This is a genomic window from Variovorax sp. S12S4, assembly GCF_023195515.1.
Lineage (GTDB): Bacteria > Pseudomonadota > Gammaproteobacteria > Burkholderiales > Burkholderiaceae_C > Variovorax.
On sequence record NZ_JALPKR020000002.1, the window covers coordinates 1,954,227 to 1,974,386 of the forward strand.

The window sequence follows — 20,160 nt, forward strand, 5'->3', positions numbered from 1 at the left end:
ACCTTGTCATGCACGGGCCGTAACCAGCCTGAAGTCTGGCCATTGCGGATCGCGAGAAACAGCTGGACCAGATGAGGGGCCTCAGGTTCGCAATTGCCGAACGTCAGGATCCGCGTGTCGCATTACGGCGCTCTTGTGCGCCCGCATCCGGGGCGCGTCCTATCGAGGAGATAGCTTGTGCGCCGCTTTCCGGAATCAAAGATCCTGTCGTCGCTTGCACGCTTTGCGACCAATCCACGCATCTCTGAATGCAGGCTCGAGCGGCAAAAGCGTTGATGAGCCTGCGGTTATTTCCGAAACCGTCAGCGCACACTGCATGCCTAGAACTCGCCCATTCAGCACGTATTGCGCACCTGCCGTCGTCGCATGAAATGAAGCAGACACATTGCACGTCATCACCCCGGAATCACGGGCGTAGCCGATGAGGATGTCCTTGTTTATCGGGATCTTGTACCTGACCTCACTGCGCTCTTGAGTGGCTGGCTCGGGTTTGACGAAGTTGCCACAGCCTTGTTCGTTCGCGATTGCGAAATTCAATGTCGTGGAGCCGACGCTTCCTGGCCGCCAACTCGTGATTCTTGAAGGGACAACCAGTGTCGCGAATGGTTGTCCATCTTCGACAGGTACGTATGGTGCGAACGACGCGCAGCCACCCAGCAAAGCGGCCATCACGGTGGTCAAGACTTGTTTCAAGCGATCTCCGCTAAGCAGTTGCATTCCATTTACACAATCGATTGTGGCGAATCATTATTGGGATCAGTTTTTCAACCCCCGACGGTACTGCACAGCCTCCGCCACATGCACAGCCTGCACCGATTCGGCGCCGGCCAGGTCGGCGACCGTGCGCGCCACCTTGAGCGCGCGGTGCGTGCTGCGCGCCGACCAGCCGAGCTTGGCTGCGGCGTTGACCATGAACTTGCGCGCGGCCTCGTCCAGCGCGGCGTGCTGGTCGATGGCGCCGGCCTGCAGTGCCTGGTTCGGGCTGCCTTGGCGCTGCACCGCAAAGTTGCGCGCGGCGACCACGCGGGCGCGGATGCTGCCGGTCGCCTCGCCGGCCGGCGCACCGAGCAGTTGGTGCGCCGATACCGCGGGCACTTCGATGTGCAGGTCGATGCGATCGAGCAGAGGGCCGCTGAGCTTGCTCTGGTAGCGCGAAACCTGGTGTAGGGATTCAGAATTAGACAACCCGGCGCTTAAGAAAAATCAGGCACTTACGCAGTAAGTGTGAGTTTGCAGTTCGGTCTGCGCTTCAAAGTTAGCTGGCTTTTCCCATCGGCGGATCAAAGTTACTTGCCCCCTGATTACGGGGTAAGTTGAAGAGTGACGGCATTCAGCAGCAAAGCGATTCCTGAATGATTTTCTCCTCACCCTAACGGTGCAGAGCACTGTCGAGATGCAGCGCATGCCGCACAAGTGAAATCCAAGGGTGCTGTATTCGCCGATCTCTGACCGACTTCACCTGGTCTGGCGTGCAGCGGCAGGCTTTCAGCGCCGAACCCTGGTAGCCGCAAGGGCAGGGGTTCATGGCCGCGATGAGCTGGAAGCGCGCGGGAAACTCGGCGCGCCGGGCGGCCCGCGCAATGGTGATGGTGCCGGTTTCGAGCGGCTCGCGCAGCGCCTCGAGGGCGGACCTTGCGAACTCCGGAAACTCGTCGAGAAAGAGAACGCCGTGGTGCGCCTGCGAGATTTCGCCCGGCCGCGGAGGGGAGCCGCCGCCCACCAGCGCCACCGCGCTGGACGTGTGGTGCGGCGCAGAGGTCGGCCGGCTCATCCATCGCTCGGTCGAAAAGCTGCCGCCCAGGCTGGCGACCGCCGCGGTCTCCAGCGCCTCGTCGATGCTCATGGGCGGCAGCAGCCCGGCAAAGCGCTGCGCCAGCATCGACTTGCCCGAGCCCGGCTCGCCGACCATCAGCAGGCTGTGCCCGCCGGCGGCGGCAATTTCCAGCGCGCGCTTGGCACTCGCATGGCCTTTCACGTCGGCCAAGTCGGCATACAGGGGCGCGGCGCCGGCCGCCGCGGCGTGGATGCGGGCCCAGCCGTCCGCACTGGGCGGCACGGCCGGTTCGGACGACTGCGCCGCGGCACCTTCGGGCATGAAGCGCTGCACCACATCGAGCAGGTGCCTGGCGCCGTACACCTCGCCGCCGGGCACCAGGGCCGCTTCTTTTGCGCTTTCGGTAGGCAGCACCAGCCGTGTCGCGATGCCGCGGGTGTGCAGCGCAAGCGCCATGGCCAGCGCGCCGCGCACGGGCCGGAGCTCGCCTGAAAGGGAGAGCTCGCCGGCAAACTCGTGCCCCGCGAGGCCGGCGGCCTGGATCTGCCCGCTGGCGGCCAGGATGCCGAGCGCAATGGGCAGGTCGAACCGGCCGGAGTCCTTGGGCAGGTCTGCCGGCGCCAGGTTGACTGTGATCCGTTTGTTATTCGGAAACTCGAGGCCGGCGTTCTGGATGGCCGAGCGCACGCGCTCGCGCGCTTCCTTGACTTCGGTTTCGGCCAGCCCGACCAGCGTAAAACTGGGCAGGCCGTTCGCCAGATGCACCTCGACCGTGACACTGGCCGCTTCCAGCCCAAGCAAAGCGCGGCTTTGCACCAAAGACAAGCTCATTCTTATTACTCTCCCCATTATGGTGCGCCCGTTTTTGGTCGGGCTTGTGCACCGCGGCGCCCGGAAGGGCGTCGCACCTGAACACTCTTGTAACTTTTCAAGCGGATTGCGGATGACGGGCCGCCGCCTCTCGGCTGGAAGAACGAGCACTTTGGCACGCTCCCTGCTATGAGACGGTGTCCCCCAACTATCCAACCAACTCCGAGGAGTCTCGATGATGCACCGTAAATTCGCCCAGGCAGTGGCCGTGGCCGGCCTTGCAGTCCTGCCGATGCTGGCGAGCGCCCAGCTCTCGGGGAATGTGGCCCTGACCAGCAACTACAAGTTCCGCGGCCAGGACCAGGACATGATCGGGAACAACGACTACGCCAAGACCAAGGGCTTCAAGCCCGCCATCCAGGGCGGCTTCGACTACGCCTTCGGCGAAAGCGGCTTCTATGTGGGCAACTGGAACTCCAGCGTCAACTGGCTCCAGGGCAACAGCATCGAGAGCGACCTCTACGGCGGCTACAAGTTCAAGGCCGGCCCGTTCGACCTGGACGTGGGCGCGCTGACCTACATCTACCCGGGCAACTCCATCGGCAACACCACCGAGCTGTACGGCGCGGGCACCTGGGCCGACGAAGCCATCGGCTCGTTCACCCTGAAGTACTCGCACACGGTCTCCAAGGACTACTTCGGCTACGCCGGCTACAAGTCGGGCTCGGGCCTGAAGGGCCGCAACACCGGCTACCTGAACCTGGCCTATAGCAAGGAAATCGTGCCCAAGCTCACGCTGAAGGCGGCCGTGGGCTACACGCACATGTCCAGCGACATCCGCAGCCTGGGCTACAAGAGCTACGTGGACTACAACGTGGGCGTGTCGTATGACTTCGGCAACGGCCTGGCACTGGCCGGCTCGGTGCAGGGCGCCAACAAGAAGAGCTCTTACCTCGCGCTGAGCAACCCGGGCGTGGACTTCGGCTTCGGCCCGATCGGCGAGCAGTACTACTCGCCCAACAAGGCGCGCTTCATCGTTACGCTCAGCAAGACCCTGTAAGCAGGCACAAGAACAAGGTGCGGCCCAAGCTGCCGCACCATTCATCCATCCAAGAAGGAGAAAGTCATCATGAAGCTGGTCACAGCCATCATCAAACCGTTCAAGCTCGACGAAGTGCGCGAAGCACTGTCGGCCATCGGCGTGCAAGGCATCACGGTCACAGAGGTCAAGGGATTCGGTCGCCAGAAGGGCCACACCGAGCTGTACCGCGGCGCCGAGTACGTGGTCGACTTCCTGCCCAAGGTCAAGATCGAAGCGGCGGTGTCCGACGACCTCGTCGACCGCGTGATCGAAGCCGTCGAAGGCGCTGCCCGCACCGGCAAGATCGGCGACGGCAAGATTTTTGTCTACAACCTCGAGCAGGTCGTTCGCATCCGCACCGGTGAAACCGGCCGCGAAGCCCTCTGATCAGCCCGGAAAAAAACAACCATGAAAAAACTGCTTGTTTCTCTTGCGCTCGGCTTGAGCGTGCTCGCTGCCGGCACCGCCTCGTTCGCACAGGCGCCGGCGGCTGAAGCGCCGGCTGCCACGGCACCGGCTGCAACCGCCCCGGCTCCCGCTGCAGCCCCCGCGGCCGCGGCACCTGCCGCCGCCCCCGCTGCTGCTGCCGAAGCAGCACCCGCCGCGGCTCCCGCTCCTTCGTTCAACAAGGGTGACACCAGCTGGATGATGCTGTCCACGCTGCTCGTCATCATGATGACCATTCCCGGCCTGGCGCTGTTCTACGGCGGCCTGGTCCGCAGCAAGAACATGCTGTCGGTGCTCATGCAGGTGATGGTCACCTTCTCGCTGATCGTCGTGCTGTGGCTCATCTATGGCTACAGCCTGGCGTTCACCGAGGGGAATGCCTTCATCGGCGGCTTCGACCGGCTCTTCATGAAGGGCGTGTTCGATCCGGCCACCGGCGTGTTCGCGCCCGGCGCCACCTTCAGCAAGGGTGTGTACATCCCCGAGCTGCTGTTCGCCGCCTTCCAGGCCACGTTCGCCGGCATCACCTGCTGCCTGATCGTGGGTGCCTTTGCAGAGCGCGCCAAGTTCTCGGCCGTGCTGCTGTTCATGGTGATCTGGTTCACCTTCAGCTATGCGCCGCTGGCCCACATGGTCTGGTTCTGGCTTGGCCCTGACGCCTACACCGCCGCCAACGTGGTGGATGCCAACAACGCCAAGGCCGGCCTGATCTGGCAATGGGGCGCGCTCGACTTCGCGGGCGGCACCGTGGTGCACATCAATGCAGCCGTTGCAGGCCTGGTCGGCGCGTACGTCATCGGCAAGCGCGTCGGCTACGGCAAGGAAGCCTTCACGCCTCACTCGCTCACGCTCACCATGGTCGGCGCCTCGCTGCTGTGGGTCGGCTGGTTCGGCTTCAACGCAGGTTCGGCCCTCGAAGCCGGCACCAGCGCCGTGCTCGCCTTCATGAACACCTTTACCGCCACCGCAGCCGCCGTGCTTGCATGGTGCATCGGTGAAGCGCTGATGCGCGGCAAGGCCTCGATGCTGGGTGCCGCTTCGGGCGCCGTTGCAGGCCTCGTGGCCATCACCCCGGCCGCCGGCAATGTCGGCCTGATGGGCGCCATCATCATCGGCTTCATCGCCGGCTTCGCCTGCCTCTGGGGCGTCAACGGCCTCAAGAAGCTGCTCGGCGCGGACGACTCGCTCGACGTGTTCGGCGTGCACGGTGTCGGCGGTATCGTCGGCGCGCTGCTCACCGGCGTGTTCAACACCCAGGCTCTCGGCGGCCCCGGCCTCGTGGGCGACTGGGTCACGGCCAGCATCGTCTCCAACGGCATCGGTGCGCAGGTCTGGATTCAGCTCAAGGGCGTGCTGCTGACCATCGTCTGGTCTGGCGTGGTGGCGTTCATCGCCTTCAAGATCGCCGACCTCACCATCGGCCTGCGTGTGTCGGAAGAAGAAGAGCGCGAAGGCCTCGACATCTCCTCGCACGGCGAGACCGCATACAACAGGTAACCCCCAGTCTTCGCGCACTTCGTGTCGCTTCGCCAACCCCTGCTGGGGGCAACACCAGAGGCCCGGCAAAGCCGGTTCCTCGGTGTTTCACGAAAGAGGCATACGAAGCGCGGGCTGGTGGTGAGAAGAAGAAAAACAGGAACAATTTTCAGCAAGGTCTCCTTTGGATGTTCAGCCCGCGAGCGCTTCGGCGTCAGCGGGCTTTTTTTGGCCTTCGGGGAGCGGATGCACAATGCCGGGATCATGTGGACCACCCTCGAAGACAGCCTTTGCGAGCTCGGCGAATCGCCGTTCTGGCACCCGCACGAACGCTCGCTTTACTGGCTCGACATTCCGGGGCGCGCGGTGCTGCGCACGCGCGGGGAAATCGGTATGCCCGACGCCAAGGTGGAGCGCTGGGCCCTGGCCACCGAGGCCGGCTGCATGGCTCCGGCGCGAAGCGGCGGGCTGGTGATTGCGCTGCGCGACGGCATCTACCGGGCGCGCGAGTGGGGCGGTGAACTGGTTGCGGTGGCGCGTGTGGAGCACGACGCGCGCACCATGCGCTTCAACGACGGAAAATGCGATGCGCTGGGCCGCTTCTGGGCCGGCTCGCTCAACGAGGCCAAGGACAAGGCCAATGCCGCGCTCTATTGCTTCGATGCCCGCACCGACACCGGTGTGTCGCCCACGTTGACGCAAATGGCCAACGAGTCCACCACCGGCAACGGGCTCGCGTTCTCGCCCGACGCACGCACGCTCTACTGGGCCGACACCGCCGCGCATGTGGTGTGCGCCTGGGACTGGGACACCGAGGCCAATTCGCTTTCGCGTGCCCGCGTGTTTCATCAATTCGAGCACAAGCCCCAAGGCTGGACCCCCGACTCGCCCGTGCGCTACCAAGGCCGCCCCGATGGCGCGACGGTCGATTCGGAAGGCCACTACTGGGTCGCGATGTTCGAAGGGGCACAGCTGCTGCGCTTCGCGCCGTCTGGTGAAATCGTGGCTTCTGTTCCCGTTCCTGTTCAGTGCCCGACCATGCCGTGCTTTGGCGGCGACGACCTGAAGACGCTCTTCGTCACCAGCGGGCGCAAGGGCCGGCCTGCTGCAGAGATCGAGCGGTTGCCTGCATCGGGTACGGTGATTTCCATGCGCGTCGATGTGCCTGGATTGCCTGTCAGCTTCTTTGAGGACTGAGATGGGTCATTCAGTGGGCGCACCCGCCGACGGGGTACCTTTCTCCGCGAATGTCCCCCGGCCTGCGGCCTCCTCCTTTATTTCGCTGCGCAAGGCACCCCATCGACGTGTGCGTCTTAAGCGGCGGTCGTTGATCGGCGTTGCACGAGCAGCGTGCCCCAGTGCACAGGGCATCGGGTGCTCCGCGCAGCGAAATAAAGGAGGAGCCGAAGGCGGGGGACATTCGCGGAGGGGGAGTACCCGGTGGCCTGTGCACGCGCCCCGAACAGCAGCGCCAACAAAACCTCCAAGGAGGTTAGGCAAAAGTGGCCCTCCAGCACATCCCACCCATCCAGTGCCTCCTGACCTTCGAAGCCGTGGCCAGGCTGCGAAATGCCGGACGAGCTGCGGACGAACTGTGCGTCACGCCCAGCGCCGTGAGCCACCGCATCCGGCAACTCGAATCGCACGTCGGCTTCAAGCTCTTCGGGCGCAGCGACTTCAGCCTCACGGCCGATGGCGCCGCCTACCTTGCCAACGTGCGCACCGGCCTTGCGGCGCTGCAAGCCATGCCCACCGGCAATGCGGCGCAGCAGCGCGCCACCCGCCTGCGCATTGCCGTCACGCCCACCTTCAGCCGTCAGTTCCTCATGCCGCGGCTCGAACTTTTCCGCAATATCTACCCGGACATCGAGCTCGTGCTGCAGGTGTCCATTCCGCTGCTCGACGTGACCGCCGAGCAGGCCGATCTTGAAGTGCGCTACGGCACCGGTGCGTACGCCGATTGCGAACACCGCCTGCTGCTCGAAGAAGAGGTGGTGCCCGCCTGCAGTCCGAGCTTCCTCAACGAGTTCGGGCCTTTCGACGGCTTTCGCACCGCCACCGAAATTGCGAGCGCGCGCCTCATTCGCAGCCCGCTCGAGCCCTGGAGCACCTGGTTTGCAAGCTGCGGCATCGACCAGCCCGAACCGCACGTCGGCTCCCAGTTCAACGATCTGGGCCTGGTCTACGACGCGGCCGCCAGCGGATTCGGCGTGGCGCTTGTGCGGCTGAAAATGGGCGCCGCATGGTTCGAGTCGGGCCGGCTGGTGCCCCTTTCAGACCGGCCCGTGCCCTCGCCGCACCGCCACACCATTTGCTGGCAGCCCGGCACGCTCGATCGCTGGGAATGCGCAGCCTTTGTCGACTGGCTGGCGCAAAGCCTGCGCTGAAGAAAAATAAAAAGAAAAGGGCCGAGCGGCAAAGTTCTCTCAAGCGCCGCGCAAAAAGCTTCAACCCGGCGCCGCCGCATTTGCGTAGAGTGCGCTACACCACGAGACACTCTGCCCGACTAAAGAGGCTTGCCGCATGAACGCGCCGCTTACCCCTGCCCAGCACGATTCGCTGCAGAAATCCGAACGCCAGTCGCAGGTCGTGCGCGCCCTGCAGGCCCACCTGCCTGCGCATGCGCTCATCTGGCACGCCGAGGACACCACGCCCTACGAATGCGACGGCCTCACCGCCTACCGCCAGCGCCCGCTGGTGGTGGCACTGCCCGAAACCGAGGCCCAGGCGGCGGCCGTGCTCAAAACCTGCCACCAGCTCGGCGTGCCCGTGGTGGCACGCGGTGCCGGCACCGGACTCTCGGGCGGCGCCATGCCGCATGCGCTCGGGGTTACGCTCTCGCTCGCCAAGTTCAATCGCATCCTGAAGATCGACCCGGTGAGCCGAACGGCCGTGGTGCAGTGCGGCGTGCGCAATCTCGCCATCAGCGAGGCGGCCGCGCCTTTCAACCTTTACTACGCGCCCGATCCTTCAAGCCAGATCGCCTGCACCATCGGCGGCAACGTGGCCGAGAACTCGGGCGGCGTGCACTGCCTGAAATACGGCCTCACGCTGCACAACGTGCTGCGCGTGCGCGGCTTCACCGCCGAGGGTGAAGCCATTGAATTCGGCGGCGAGGCGCTCGATGCACCGGGGCTCGACCTGCTTGCATTGATCATCGGCAGCGAAGGCATGCTGGCCGTGACCACCGAGGTCACCGTCAAGCTCGTGCCCAAGCCGCAGCTCGCGCGCTGCATCATGGCCAGCTTCGACGATGTTCGCAAAGCCGGCGACGCGGTGGCGGCGGTGATTGCCGCCGGCATCATTCCCGCGGGGCTCGAGATGATGGACAAGCCCATGACCGCTGCGGTCGAGGACTTTGTGCGCGCGGGCTACGACCTGGACGCGGCGGCCATTCTGCTGTGCGAATCCGACGGCACGCCCGAAGAGGTGGAAGAAGAAATCGGCCGAATGACCGCGGTGCTGCGCGGTTGCGGCGCCACCGCCATTGCGGTGAGCAACAGCGAAGAAGAGCGCATGAAATTCTGGAGCGGGCGCAAGAACGCCTTTCCGGCGTCGGGCCGCATCAGCCCCGACTACATGTGCCTCGATTCGACCATTCCGCGCAAGCGGCTCGCGGACATCCTGCTTGCCATCCAGGAGATGGAGAAAAAATACAGCCTGCGCTGCTGCAACGTGTTCCACGCGGGCGACGGCAACCTGCATCCGCTGGTGCTGTTCGATGCCAACGACCCCGACGAGCTGCATCGCTGCGAGCTTTTCGGCGCCGACATTCTCGAGACCAGCGTGGCCATGGGCGGCACCGTGTCGGGCGAGCACGGCGTGGGCGTCGAAAAGCTCAACAGCATGTGCGTGCAGTTCACAGCGGCCGAGAACGAGCAGATGTTCGGCGTCAAGCGCGCCTTCGATCCGGCCGGCCTGCTGAACCCCGGCAAGGTGATTCCCACGCTGCAGCGCTGCGCTGAATATGGCAAGCAGGTGGTGCGCGGCGGGCAACTGCCGCACCCCGACCTGCCGCGCTTCTGAAAAGAAAAGAGACCATGGATCAAGCCCTCAGCCAAGTCGTCGAACGCATCCGCGCCGCACTTGCCGACGCCGCGCCGCTGCGCATTCGCGGCGGTGGCACGAAAGACTTTCACGGTGAGTTGCTGCAAGGAGAAATCCTCGACACCACCGCCCTCGCTGGCATCACGAGCTACGAACCGAGCGAGCTGGTCGTTACCGTGCGCGCCGGCACGCCGCTTGCCGAACTCGAGGCCGTATTGGCGGAAAAGGGGCAATGCCTTCCTTTCGAGCCGCCGCACTTCGAAACCGGCGGCACCGTGGGCGGCATGGTCGCGGCCGGGCTCAGCGGCCCCGCACGCGCCAGCGTGGGCGCGGTGCGCGACTACGTGCTCGGCGCCAAGCTCGTCAATGGCCGCGCCGAGCTGCTCACCTTCGGCGGGCAGGTCATGAAAAACGTGGCCGGCTACGACGTTTCGCGCGTGCTCGCGGGTTCGCTCGGCACGCTGGGCCTGATCGCGGAGGTCAGCCTCAAGGTGCTGCCCGTTGCTCCCGCCGAAGCCACGCTCGCGTTCGACTGCAGCCAGGCCGATGCCCTGCGCCTGCTCAACGAGTGGGGCGGCCGGCCGCTGCCGCTCAATGCGAGCTGCTGGTTGGAACACGCAGGCGTTGGCACTTTGTACCTGCGCCTGCGCGGCGCGGTGGCAGCGGTGGAAGCTGCTTGCGCTCACCTTGGTGGCGACAGGCAGGACAACGCTACTGCCGCGGCCATTTGGCAAATGCTGCGCGACCAGCAGCACCCCTGGTTTGTGGGTGATGAGGGCTCCACGGCGCTCTGGCGCCTGTCGGTGCCGCAGACCGCGCCGGTGCTCGCCATGGACGGCAGCGCGCCCTCGTCGAGTGGCACGGCGCACAGCGCTGGTACAAGGCGGCGCCGGAAGATGCCGCGCGCATTCGTGGCATTGCGCATGCGGCGGGAGGCCACGCCACGCTGTTCAGGATGCCCGCTTCCCACACGACGGATGCAGCGGTTCCCCGCTTCGACGCCATGAGCGCCCCGGCCGTCCGCATCCATCGCGCGCTGATGCAGGAGTTCGATCCGCAGCGCATCTTCAACCGCGGCCGGCTCCTCGCAGCCGAATAAAAAAACAAACGACGATCCACCCGCGATGCAAACCGAACTCGCCCCCGAATTCCGCGGCACCGACGAAGGCCGCGAGGCCGAAGCCATTCTGCGCAAGTGCGTGCACTGCGGCTTCTGCACCGCCACCTGCCCCACCTATCAGCTGCTGGGCGACGAGCTCGATGGTCCGCGCGGCCGCATCTACCTGATCAAGCAGGTGCTCGAAGGCAAGGAACCCACGCGCAGCACGCAGCTGCACCTGGACCGTTGCCTGACCTGCCGCAACTGCGAAAGCACCTGCCCGAGCGGCGTGCAGTACGGCCACCTGGTCGACATCGGCCGCAAGATCGTCGACGAAAAAGTGCCACGACCGGCGATGGAGTCGGCCACGCGCTGGCTGCTGAAAGAAGGCCTGTCGTCGCCGCTTTTCGCGCCCGCGATGAAGCTCGGCCAGGCGGTGCGCGGGCTCTTGCCCGATGCGCTCAAGGCCAAGGTTCCAGCCAGGCAGGAAGCGGGCGCCTGGCCCACCGCCACGCACGCACGCAAGGTGCTCATGCTTGCGGGCTGCGTGCAACCGTCGATGATGCCCAACATCAACACCGCGACCGCACGCGTGCTCGATGCGGCGGGCATCCAGGCCGTGGTCGTGAAAGAGGCGGGCTGCTGCGGCGCCGTGAAGTTCCACCTCAACGACCAGGAAGGCGGCAGGGCGCAGATGCGCGCCAACATCGACGCCTGGTGGCCGCAGGTTGAACGCAACGAGATCGAAGCCATCGTGATGAATGCTTCGGGCTGCGGCGTCACCGTGCGCGAGTACGGCCACATCCTGCAGCACGACCCGGCCTATGCGGCCAGGGCGGCACGCATCAGCCAGCTGACGCGCGACCTGAGCGAACTGCTGCCCGACCTGGTGCCGGCGCTGAAGGCGCGCGTGCGTGCCCCCGAGGGCGTGGTGGCCTACCACCCGCCCTGCACGCTGCAGCATGGGCAGAAGCTGCGCGGCGGTGTCGAGACGCATCTGCGCGCGCTGGGCTTCGACGTGCGCGTGGCCATGAACGAATCGCACCTGTGCTGCGGCTCGGCGGGCACGTATTCGGTGCTGCAGCCTGAACTGGCGTATCCGCTGCGCGACCGCAAGCTCGGCCATCTGCGGCAACTGCAGCCGAGCGTCATCGCCTCGGCCAACATCGGCTGCATCACGCACCTGCAAAGCGGCAGCCAGCAAACGCCCGTGCGCCACTGGGTGGAACTGCTGGACGCCGCGCTGGCGGCGGCCTGAGATCGCACACCGAAGAGCGCTCTGGTCCGACTCGCCCGCAAGTCGCTTGCGCCGCATCATGGCGGCACCGATTCTTTCAAGGAGCAAGCCCCATGTCTTCCGTTCAAGCTTTCATCGTCCAGGCGAACTTGCGGCGTGCCATGCTGGCCCTTGCCTGCGCAGTGGTTGCCGTTGGCGCGCAGGCCCAGTCGGCCATGCCGCAGTGGAAGGGGGAGGGCGCGGTGCGCTATGTGTGCGGCGGCATCGGTTCGGACGAATCGAACGCCATGCGCGCGGCCATGAAGGAGCATCCGCTGGCCCTGCTTTTTGCGCGTTCCGACGGCGCTTACCTCGCGGATGTGCAGGTCGACATCAAGGGTAGCGGCGGCGCGCCTTCGCTGGCATTGCGCGCCAGCGGCCCGGTCTGCTTGGTCGATTTGCCGGCGGGCCGCTACACGGTCGATGTCGCCACGGCCGGCGGCAGCGTCCAGAGCCAGTCGGTGACGGTGGGCGGCAGCCCCAAGACCGCCAGCTTCCGGTTCTGACCGGGGTTCTTGCTGGGGCTCAGCCCGCCGCCAGCGCCGCCTCGATGTCAGGCATGAGCGAAGCGGGCGTGTCCAGCGGCGCATAGCGCTTTTGCACCTTGCCGTCGCGCCCCACCAAAAACTTGGTGAAGTTCCACTTGATGGCCGTGCTGCCCAGGAGGCCCGGCTTCTCCTTGGTGAGCCACTGGTAGAGCGGCGCGGCGTTGCTGCCGTTGACGTCGATCTTCTCCATCATCGGAAAACTCACGCCGTAGTTGGTGGTGCAGAAGGCGCCGATTTCCTCGTTGCTGCCCGGGTCTTGCGAGCCGAACTGGTTCGACGGAAAACCAAGCACCACCAGCCCCTGGGCCGCATACTTTTCGTGCAGCGCCTCGAGGCCCGCGAACTGAGGCGTGAAGCCGCACTTGCTGGCCGTGTTCACGATCAGCAGCACCTTGCCCCGGAAGTCGGAGAGCTTCACGCTCTTGCCATCGATCTGCCTGGCTTCGAAGTCGTAAATGCCGGTCATGCGCTACCTCAGGTGGTGGAAGACGAAAGGCGATCATCGCCCTGTGCCGACGTTCGCGCAAACGCCGACCACACGGCCGCCAGCACGATCAGCGCGCCGCCGGCCAGAATGCGCGGGCTCATGTCGGCGGCGCCCAGCGCCACCGACGAAACGCTGGCGAACAGCACCTCCGACAGCATGATCACCGCCGTGGCGCTGGCCGCCAGCCGGGCCGCGCCGTACTGCAGGCAGAAGTTGGCCGCCACGAAGCCCACGCCCAGCAATGCGGCCCAGCCGATCCAGCCCGGCTGCACCGCGAGGGGCGACGCAAACGCACCAAGCAGGGTGCCCGCGGCCGCGGCAATGCCGGACACCAGCGCGCAGCCGCAGAACATGGCCAGTGCGCGCGATTCACCGGGCGCGCCGTGCAGGTGGCGCAGCAGGATGTTGGTCACTGCAAAGCTGAAGCCGGCCGCCACGCCCAGCCAGTCCGGCAGGCTGGAAGGCACGGGCCAGTCGACGCCCGGCGCCTTGAGCACCACCACCACGCCGATGAGCGCCAGCGCCACGCGCGCAAGTGCGCCCGCCGTGGGCCGCTCGCCCAGCACGGCCCAGCCCAGCAGCACGCTCCACAGCGGCATCAGGTAGAAAAGCAGCACCACCCGCACCACGTCGCCCTGCGTGACGGCCCAGTTGAAGCCCAGGTTGGTAAAGCCGGCCGCAAGACCCAGCGCCACCAGCATGGGAAACGCCGCAAAGCCGCGCCAGGCGTGGCGGCGAAAGAAGGCCATCGCGAGCGAAATCGCCACGTAGATGAGGCAGGTGGTCCACACCGGGTGCAGCCCATGGCTTTCGATGTGACGGAACGGAAACCACGAAACGCCCCATACAAAGGCGTTGAAGATCAGTGCAAGCGCTGGCATAGGGCGGAGTTATTCGTGGAACACCGTGGAACCGGCTTCGCCGGGCCACCGGTGTTGCCCCCGGGTGAGGGGGGGCGAAGCGACACGAAGTGCGCGCAGCCTGGGGGAGGTCAATGATGCTTGTCGCTACGGGCGATGGCGAGCAGGTGCTCGACTTCTTCTGGGTATTTGCGCAGGTTGTGATGATGCCAGCGCTGGATGATCCACATGCAGCCCGCCACCACCCCGCCGAAGGCGCCGATGGCCGCATAGGCCGACAGGCCCAGCCCGGTGCAGGCGCTGTAGAAGCCGCCGAGCAGCAGGATGCAGGCCTGCTCGTTGAAGTTCTGCACCGCAATGGAACGGCCCGCGCCCATCAGGTTGTGGCCGCGGTGCTGCAGCAGTGCGTTCATCGGCACCACCAGAAAGCCGCCCAGCCCGCCCAGCAGAATGAGGAACGGCACGGCGATCCACACGTTGCCGATCAGGTTCATGCTGATCACCAGCAGGCCCATGGCAATGCCCATCGGGATCACGCGGGTGGCCATGTCCAGGCGCATGCGCATCGACGCGACGATGGCGCCCACCGCCATGCCGATGGTCACCACGCCGGTGAGCGCCGTGGCTTGCGTGGTGTTGTAGTTGAGCGCGAGCGAGGCCCAGGCCAGCACGATGTACTTGAGGTTGGCTCCGGCGCCCCAGAAGAGCGTGGTGGTGGCCAGCGAGATTTGCCCCAGCTTGTCGCGCCACAGGCGTGCGTTGCAGTGCCAGAAGTCAGGCAGCAGCGCCAGCATGTTGCGCGCGAGGCCGTGCTCCGGAATGGCGCGCAGCGGCCGCATTTCGACGCCGGTGTGCGGAATGCGCGTGTTGAACCAGGCCGCCAGCGCGTAGACGAAGATCAGCACCGCAATGGCCGCTTCGGCCGGCGAATCGATGCCGGTGTCGATCAGCGGCATGTCGAAGGACAGCAGCTGGGTGGACACCGCGTGCCCCACGAGCGAGCCGCCGAGCACGATGCCCAGCAGGATCGAGGCGATCGTGAGGCCTTCGATCCAACCGTTGGCTTTTACCAACTGCGAGGCCGGCAGCAGCTCGGTCAGGATGCCGTACTTGGCCGGCGAATACGCTGCGGCGCCGAGCCCCACGATCGAATAGGAGAGCAGCGGGTGCGAGCCGAACAGCATCATCAGGCAGCCGACCACCTTGATCGCGTTGCTGATGAACATCACCCGCCCTTTGGGCAAGGCGTCGGCAAAGGCGCCCACCAGCGGCGCCAGCACCACATAGAAGACGGCGAAGATCGGCACCAGCGCCGCTCTCTGCCATTCGGCCGCTCCCGAGCTGCGCATGAGCTCGACCGCCACGACAAAGATCGCGTTGTCGGCCAGCGACGAAAAGAACTGGGCCGACATGATCGTGTAGAAACCGCGCTTCATCGATGGGCTGGCTGGCCAGTGGGGTGCTGGCAGTAGTGAGAAAGTGTCGCGTCTTTTTGGCGAATGGGCGGTTATAGCATGGGGGTACGACCGGGAAATCAGCGTTGCCACCCTGGACGTTTCTTCCCGGGAAGATGCTAAAACCCATCTATTCACCAATCGACGTCTTCCATGCCGCGTCCCATCCTTGCCACCGTTCACACCGCCGCACTTCGCCACAACCTCGACCGCGTGCGCCGCGCCGCGGTCGATGCCCGCGTCTGGGCTGTGGTCAAAGCCAACGCCTATGGCCACGGCATCGAGCGGGTGTATGAAGGCCTTCGCGGCGCCGACGGCTTTGCGCTGCTCGACCTGGCCGAAGCCGAACGGGTGCGCGCACTCGGCTGGCGCGGCCCCGTGCTGCTGCTCGAAGGCGTGTTCGACGCACGCGACCTGGAGCTGTGCTCGCGCCTCGACCTCTGGCACACGGTGCACTGCGACGAGCAGATCGACATGCTCGCGGCCCACAAGACGCTCAAGCCGCAGCGCGTGTTTCTCAAGATGAATTCCGGCATGAACCGCCTGGGCTTCGCGCCCGAGCGCTTCGGCTCGGCCTGGACGCGCCTCAACGCGCTGCCGCAGGTGGACGAGATTTCGCTGATGACGCATTTCAGCGACGCCGACGGTCCGCGCGGCATTGCGCACCAGCTCGAAGCTTTCGAGCGCGTCACGCGCGACCTGCCGGGCGAGCGCTCCATAGCGAACAGCGCCGCCACCTTGCGCCATGCCTCGCAGACCCGCGGCGACTGGGTGCGCCCCGGCATCGTGCTGTATGGCAGCGCACCCGACTTTCCGCAGCACGACACCGAGCATTGGCAGCTGCAGCCCACCATGACGCTGTCGACAAAACTGATCGGGGTTCAGCAGCTGAAGGCGGGCGACACCATCGGCTACGGCTCCAACTTCACGGCCGACGGGCCGCTCACCATCGGTGTGGCAGCGGTTGGTTACGCCGACGGCTATCCGCGCCACTGCAACACCGGCACGCCGGTGCTGGTGAACGGCGTGCGCACTCGCATGGTGGGCCGCGTGAGCATGGACATGATCACCGTCGACCTCACGCCCGTGCCCGACGCGAAGTTCGGCGCCGAGGTCACGCTGTGGGGCCGTTCGGCCGCAACCGGCGCCGTGCTGCCCATCGATGAGGTCGCTCAGGCGGCCGGCACCGTCGGCTACGAACTCATGTGCGCGGTGGCGCCGCGCGTGCCGTTCGCTCCCGCCGACGAATGAAGGTTCTCTCCGACTGGCGCTCGGTGCGCCTGTGGGAAACGCAGCTCGAGCGCGACCTTCATCGCAACTACAGCCTGCGCACGCACGGCATCCTGATCGGCACCTTCACGCTGCTGCTGATGTGGGGCGTGTCGGCGGTGCAGATGCACGTGCTGGATGTGCAGTCTCTGGCCGTGCGCTATTTCCTCACGCTGGGCGTGGGATATCTCGGCTACCTGCTGGTGCTGCGCTGGTGGGCCAGGCGATTGGTCGAGGGACGCCGCGCCGACTTCGACGTCGATGCGCCCGACGTCGACCTTGGCGGCGGCTCCAACAATCATCCATCCGCAACCGGCACCGCCGAGGACGGCGGCGCGCTCTCCGATGCCGCCAGCGGCGCGCTCGAGGTCGCGGGCGGGGCCGACGAAGGCGCCATCATCGTGGTGCCCGTGGTCGCCATCTTCCTGATCTGCGTGGCCGTCGTGCTCGGCGCCGGCTCGCTCGTGCTGCTTTACTTCAGCTGGGACGCGCTGCTGGCCGTGGCGATCGAACTGGCGTTCTCGTTCGTATCGGCCCGCGCCGCGGTGCGTGTGGCGCGCGAAGGCTGGCTGATGGCCGCCGTGCGGCTGACCTGGAAGCCGCTGCTCGGTGCCATGCTGTGCGCCGTGGTCCTGGGCGCGGCGCTCGACCGCTTCATGCCCGAGGTCGATTCGCTGCCCGAAGCAGTACGGGTGCTGCTGAAGAAAAAGAACTGAGGCGGCCGCTCAATACAGCCCGAGCTGCCGCATCCGGAGCCGCGCCAGTCCCAGCAGCGCGTCGGTGAACGGCGTGGCCACCGCGGTCAGTTCGCCCAGTTCTCGCACTACGGTCACCAGCGCATCGAGTTCCACCGATCGCCCGGCCTCCACGTCCTGCAGCATCGAGGTCTTGAACGCGCCGAGCTTCATCGTCACCGCATGCCGGTCTTCGGGGCTCTGCGTGATCTCGATGCCGATGCGGCGGCCGATTTCTTTCGCTTCGAGCATCACGGCCGAGATGAAGCCGCGCACGTAGTCGTCGCCCATGATCAGGTCGGTGGTGGTGCCCGTCAGCGCGCTGATGGGGTTCACCGTCATGTTGCCCCAGAGCTTGAACCACACGTCCTTCTGGATTTGCGGCGACAGCGTGGCGTCGAAGCCGCCGTTCTTGAGCAGCTCGACCAGCTTCTTCACGCGCGGCGTGGCTTCGCCCGAAGGTTCGCCCACGATCAGCCCATTGCCGAAGTGATGCCGCACCACTCCCGGCGCATCGAGCGAGCAGCTCGCGTGCACCACGCAGCCGATCACGTTGCGCGCGGGAATGGCCTTTGCAATCGCACCGTCCGGATCGACGGCTGCGAGGCGGTGGCCGGTGATGGCCCCGCCGAATCCGCCTTCGAGAAACCACCAGGGCACGCCGTTCATCGCGACCAGCACGATGGTGTCGGGCCCGATCAGCGGGCCGATGCGCTCGGCCACGCCGGCCAGCGCGGGCGCCTTCACGGCAATGACCACCAGGTCTTGCGTGCCGAGCGATTCCGGGTCGGCCACCGCGTTGACCGGCACGCGCGTGCGCACGTCGCCGCGCATCAATGAGAGGCCGCCCTGCTGCAGCGCCTCGAGCGTGGCGCCGCGCGCCACCACATTGAGCCGCTCGCCGGCCTGCGCGAGGCCGGCGCCGATCCATCCGCCGATTGCGCCGGCGCCGTAGATGCAAATCTTCATGAAAAAGGCCGCCTCAGTTCTTGTAGCTCGGGTCGATGCGGTCGACCTGGCGCACCAGCGCATCGAACACGTCTTGCCCCGCGCCATGCTCGGGACTGAACTGCAGCGCATCGCGCGTGCAGCGCTCGGCGATTTCCTCGCTCACGGGAATGGCTGCGCCCATCGAGAAGGTGGCCATCTGGACTTCGCAGGCGCGCTGCAGGGTCCACAGGATGGCGAAGGTCTGGGGCAGCGTTTGTCCCCAGGCCAGCAGGCCGTGGTTGCGCAGGATCACCGCGTTGCGGTTGCCGATGCTCTTCAGCAGGCGCGGACCTTCGTCGGCATGGATGGTGATGCCCTCGAAGTCGTGGTACGCCACCATGCCGTGCAATTGGGCGGTATAGAAATTGGTCTGCTGCAGGCCGCCCTGCAGGCAGGCCACGGCCACGCCTGCCGTGGTGTGCGTGTGCATCACGCAGTGGGCGCCGGGCAGGCCATCATGAATGGCGGCATGCACCGTGAAGCCGGCCGGGTTGACCGGGTAGGTGGAACCATCGAGCACCTTGCCCTGCAGGTCGATCTTCACCAGGTTGCTGGCCGTGACCTCGCTGTAGTGCAGCCCGAAGGGGTTGATGAGGAACTGCTTCTCTCCGCCCGTCACGCTGTCGGGCAGCCGCAGCGTGATGTGGTTGTAGATCATCTCGGTCCAGCCCAGCATCGCAAACACGCGATAGCAGGCCGCAAGCTGTTCGCGCGCGGCGCGCTCGTCCGGATGGATCGAGGGATGGACCAGCGCCGATGGCGCCGCGGGAGTGGAGAGTGTGTTCATTGCAGTTCCTTCATACGGTTAGCCCTCTGCGGTGAAGCCGACTTCTTTCACGATCGGCGCCCACTTCGCGGTGTCTTTCTTGAGCAGGTCGGTCAGCTCGCCGGGCGTGGAAGACATGGCTTCCAGCCCGAAGTTGCCGAGCCCTTCGATCACGTCCTTGTGCGCCAGCGCGGTCTTCATGGATGCGTTCAGCCGCGCCACCACGTCCGGCGAGGCCTTGGCGGGCAGGAAGAAGGCGAACCATTCGCTGTGCGCCATGTCCTGGATGCCCTGCTCGCCGAAGGTGGGCACGTCGGGCGCGAAGCGGCTGCGCTTGAAGCCCGAAACGCCCAGGACGCGCACCTTGCCCGAGGCCAGGTGCTGCGTGATGTCGCCGATGGGCCCGGACACGGCCGAGATGTTGCCGCCCAGCAGGTCGAGCATGGCCGGCTGCGTGCCGCGGTAGGCGGCATGCTTGAGCTCGACGCCGCCCTTCTTGCCCAGCAGCGCGCCGATGAAGTGCGGCGTGGAGCCCGCGGCGGGCGAGCCGAAATTGGCGCCGGTCGGGTTGGCCTTGGCCCAGGCCAGGAACTCGGGCACCGTCTTCACGCTGGCCGGCACCGAGGGGCCGACTGCAAAGCCGAAGTCGAAGATGCACGCGATGCTGACCGGCGTGAGGTCGACCATCGGGTCGTACGGCAGCTTCTTGTAGATGTGCGGATAGATCGTGAGGATGGAAGTGGGCGTCTGCAGGATGGTGGCGCCGTCGGCGGGCCGGCCCTTCACGTAGCTCACGGCGATCTGGCCGCCCGCGCCTGTGCGGTTTTCGACCACGGCTGACTTGGCGTAGTCGGGGCTGAGCTTCTGCGCAATGCGCCGGCAGGTGGTGTCCGAGGTGCCGCCGGCCGCAAAGCCGGTGACGATGGTGGCGGTTTCGAGCGAAGCTTGCGCGAAGGCGTGCTGGCCCAGGCTGGCGAGCAGCGCCGAGGCGCCGGTGGTCTGCAGCAACTGGCGGCGGGTGAATGTCATGGTCTGTCTCCGG

The 20,160-nt window shown here is 66.0% G+C and carries 18 protein-coding genes and 2 pseudogenes; 11 read left to right on the forward strand and 9 right to left on the reverse strand.

Features of this window, described 5'->3' with window-relative positions:
• Positions 1–195 precede the first annotated feature (195 nt).
• The 3 genes and pseudogenes from M0765_RS09805 to M0765_RS09815 all read right to left on the reverse strand — a co-directional run bounded on the left by M0765_RS09805 (position 196) and on the right by M0765_RS09815 (position 2,605).
• On the reverse strand, positions 196–693 hold the full coding sequence (locus M0765_RS09805; RefSeq protein ID WP_258503403.1) for a hypothetical protein: 498 nt from the start codon (positions 691–693) through the stop codon (positions 196–198).
• Positions 694–756: 63 nt separating this feature from the next.
• Positions 757–1,161: pseudogene (locus M0765_RS09810) on the reverse strand (magnesium chelatase subunit ChlI family protein); the annotation flags it as partial.
• Between the two features lie 208 nt (positions 1,162–1,369).
• Positions 1,370–2,605 carry a YifB family Mg chelatase-like AAA ATPase gene (locus tag M0765_RS09815; protein WP_258503405.1) on the reverse strand — a complete coding sequence of 412 codons (1,236 nt, stop codon included), beginning with the start codon at positions 2,603–2,605 and terminating at the stop codon, positions 1,370–1,372.
• A gap of 214 nt (positions 2,606–2,819) precedes the next feature.
• On the opposite strand from M0765_RS09815, the gene M0765_RS09820 reads away from it, so the two are divergent.
• The 9 genes and pseudogenes from M0765_RS09820 to M0765_RS09860 all read left to right on the forward strand — a co-directional run bounded on the left by M0765_RS09820 (position 2,820) and on the right by M0765_RS09860 (position 12,516).
• Positions 2,820–3,644 (forward strand): TorF family putative porin, encoded by an 825-nt coding sequence (locus M0765_RS09820; protein ID WP_258503407.1) that lies wholly within the window; start codon positions 2,820–2,822, stop codon positions 3,642–3,644.
• A 69-nt stretch (positions 3,645–3,713) separates the two neighbouring features.
• Positions 3,714–4,052: a P-II family nitrogen regulator gene (gene glnK / locus M0765_RS09825; RefSeq protein WP_007833403.1), complete on the forward strand. Its 339-nt coding sequence runs from the start codon at positions 3,714–3,716 to the stop codon at positions 4,050–4,052.
• A 21-nt stretch (positions 4,053–4,073) separates the two neighbouring features.
• The gene (locus tag M0765_RS09830; RefSeq protein ID WP_274708775.1) at positions 4,074–5,609 is read left to right on the forward strand and encodes an ammonium transporter; all 1,536 of its coding nucleotides are present in this window, start codon (positions 4,074–4,076) and stop codon (positions 5,607–5,609) included.
• A gap of 243 nt (positions 5,610–5,852) precedes the next feature.
• Positions 5,853–6,785: an SMP-30/gluconolactonase/LRE family protein gene (locus tag M0765_RS09835; protein WP_258503412.1), complete on the forward strand. Its 933-nt coding sequence runs from the start codon at positions 5,853–5,855 to the stop codon at positions 6,783–6,785.
• A 305-nt stretch (positions 6,786–7,090) separates the two neighbouring features.
• Positions 7,091–7,975: a LysR substrate-binding domain-containing protein gene (locus M0765_RS09840; RefSeq protein ID WP_258503413.1), complete on the forward strand. Its 885-nt coding sequence runs from the start codon at positions 7,091–7,093 to the stop codon at positions 7,973–7,975.
• Positions 7,976–8,111: 136 nt separating this feature from the next.
• Entirely contained in the window at positions 8,112–9,614 is a 1,503-nt protein-coding gene (locus M0765_RS09845; RefSeq protein WP_258503414.1) for an FAD-linked oxidase C-terminal domain-containing protein, read from the forward strand.
• Between the two features lie 14 nt (positions 9,615–9,628).
• Positions 9,629–10,734, forward strand: a pseudogene (glcE, locus tag M0765_RS09850) (glycolate oxidase subunit GlcE).
• A 25-nt stretch (positions 10,735–10,759) separates the two neighbouring features.
• Complete coding sequence (glcF, locus tag M0765_RS09855) at positions 10,760–11,992, forward strand: glycolate oxidase subunit GlcF (protein WP_258503416.1); 1,233 nt, start codon at positions 10,760–10,762, stop codon at positions 11,990–11,992.
• A gap of 92 nt (positions 11,993–12,084) precedes the next feature.
• Complete coding sequence (locus M0765_RS09860; protein ID WP_258503418.1) at positions 12,085–12,516, forward strand: carboxypeptidase regulatory-like domain-containing protein; 432 nt, start codon at positions 12,085–12,087, stop codon at positions 12,514–12,516.
• Positions 12,517–12,535: 19 nt separating this feature from the next.
• On the opposite strand, the gene M0765_RS09865 is transcribed toward M0765_RS09860, so the two are convergent.
• The 3 genes from M0765_RS09865 to lplT all read right to left on the reverse strand — a co-directional run bounded on the left by M0765_RS09865 (position 12,536) and on the right by lplT (position 15,341).
• On the reverse strand, positions 12,536–13,024 hold the full coding sequence (locus M0765_RS09865; protein WP_258503419.1) for a glutathione peroxidase: 489 nt from the start codon (positions 13,022–13,024) through the stop codon (positions 12,536–12,538).
• 8 nt (positions 13,025–13,032) lie between these two features.
• Positions 13,033–13,926: a DMT family transporter gene (locus tag M0765_RS09870; protein WP_258503421.1), complete on the reverse strand. Its 894-nt coding sequence runs from the start codon at positions 13,924–13,926 to the stop codon at positions 13,033–13,035.
• Positions 13,927–14,036: 110 nt separating this feature from the next.
• Positions 14,037–15,341, reverse strand: a complete 1,305-nt coding sequence (lplT, locus tag M0765_RS09875; RefSeq protein ID WP_258503423.1) for a lysophospholipid transporter LplT — start codon at positions 15,339–15,341, stop codon at positions 14,037–14,039.
• A gap of 171 nt (positions 15,342–15,512) precedes the next feature.
• Between lplT and alr the strand changes: the two genes are divergently transcribed.
• Positions 15,513–16,610 carry an alanine racemase gene (alr, locus tag M0765_RS09880; protein ID WP_258503425.1) on the forward strand — a complete coding sequence of 366 codons (1,098 nt, stop codon included), beginning with the start codon at positions 15,513–15,515 and terminating at the stop codon, positions 16,608–16,610.
• The gene (locus M0765_RS09885) at positions 16,607–17,344 is read left to right on the forward strand and encodes a hypothetical protein (protein ID WP_258503427.1); all 738 of its coding nucleotides are present in this window, start codon (positions 16,607–16,609) and stop codon (positions 17,342–17,344) included. Before alr ends, M0765_RS09885 begins: the two co-directional genes overlap by 4 nt.
• A 9-nt stretch (positions 17,345–17,353) precedes the next feature.
• On the opposite strand, the gene M0765_RS09890 is transcribed toward M0765_RS09885, so the two are convergent.
• From M0765_RS09890 to M0765_RS09900, 3 genes are read right to left on the reverse strand one after another with little or no spacing between them, the layout of a single operon-like run.
• Positions 17,354–18,331 carry a 2-dehydropantoate 2-reductase gene (locus M0765_RS09890; RefSeq protein WP_258503428.1) on the reverse strand — a complete coding sequence of 326 codons (978 nt, stop codon included), beginning with the start codon at positions 18,329–18,331 and terminating at the stop codon, positions 17,354–17,356.
• Positions 18,332–18,344: 13 nt separating this feature from the next.
• Positions 18,345–19,139, reverse strand: coding sequence for a class II aldolase/adducin family protein (locus tag M0765_RS09895; RefSeq protein ID WP_157611385.1), 795 nt, complete (start codon positions 19,137–19,139; stop codon positions 18,345–18,347).
• Positions 19,140–19,157: 18 nt separating this feature from the next.
• Positions 19,158–20,147, reverse strand: coding sequence for a Bug family tripartite tricarboxylate transporter substrate binding protein (locus M0765_RS09900; protein WP_258503429.1), 990 nt, complete (start codon positions 20,145–20,147; stop codon positions 19,158–19,160).
• Positions 20,148–20,160: the final 13 nt, after the last annotated feature.

Bases quoted from the DNA above. Each gene is read 5' to 3' on its own strand.
- M0765_RS09815 (WP_258503405.1), bottom strand. From the start codon at position 2,605: ATGAGCTTGTCTTTGGTGCAAAGCCGCGCTTTGCTTGGGCTGGAAGCG.
- M0765_RS09820 (WP_258503407.1), top strand. From the start codon at position 2,820: ATGATGCACCGTAAATTCGCCCAGGCAGTGGCCGTGGCCGGCCTTGCA.
- glnK (WP_007833403.1), top strand. From the start codon at position 3,714: ATGAAGCTGGTCACAGCCATCATCAAACCGTTCAAGCTCGACGAAGTG.
- M0765_RS09830 (WP_274708775.1), top strand. From the start codon at position 4,074: ATGAAAAAACTGCTTGTTTCTCTTGCGCTCGGCTTGAGCGTGCTCGCT.
- M0765_RS09835 (WP_258503412.1), top strand. From the start codon at position 5,853: ATGTGGACCACCCTCGAAGACAGCCTTTGCGAGCTCGGCGAATCGCCG.
- M0765_RS09845 (WP_258503414.1), top strand. From the start codon at position 8,112: ATGAACGCGCCGCTTACCCCTGCCCAGCACGATTCGCTGCAGAAATCC.
- glcF (WP_258503416.1), top strand. From the start codon at position 10,760: ATGCAAACCGAACTCGCCCCCGAATTCCGCGGCACCGACGAAGGCCGC.
- M0765_RS09860 (WP_258503418.1), top strand. From the start codon at position 12,085: ATGTCTTCCGTTCAAGCTTTCATCGTCCAGGCGAACTTGCGGCGTGCC.
- M0765_RS09865 (WP_258503419.1), bottom strand. From the start codon at position 13,024: ATGACCGGCATTTACGACTTCGAAGCCAGGCAGATCGATGGCAAGAGC.
- M0765_RS09870 (WP_258503421.1), bottom strand. From the start codon at position 13,926: ATGCCAGCGCTTGCACTGATCTTCAACGCCTTTGTATGGGGCGTTTCG.
- lplT (WP_258503423.1), bottom strand. From the start codon at position 15,341: ATGAAGCGCGGTTTCTACACGATCATGTCGGCCCAGTTCTTTTCGTCG.
- alr (WP_258503425.1), top strand. From the start codon at position 15,513: ATGCCGCGTCCCATCCTTGCCACCGTTCACACCGCCGCACTTCGCCAC.
- M0765_RS09885 (WP_258503427.1), top strand. From the start codon at position 16,607: ATGAAGGTTCTCTCCGACTGGCGCTCGGTGCGCCTGTGGGAAACGCAG.
- M0765_RS09890 (WP_258503428.1), bottom strand. From the start codon at position 18,331: ATGAAGATTTGCATCTACGGCGCCGGCGCAATCGGCGGATGGATCGGC.
- M0765_RS09895 (WP_157611385.1), bottom strand. From the start codon at position 19,139: ATGAACACACTCTCCACTCCCGCGGCGCCATCGGCGCTGGTCCATCCC.
- M0765_RS09900 (WP_258503429.1), bottom strand. From the start codon at position 20,147: ATGACATTCACCCGCCGCCAGTTGCTGCAGACCACCGGCGCCTCGGCG.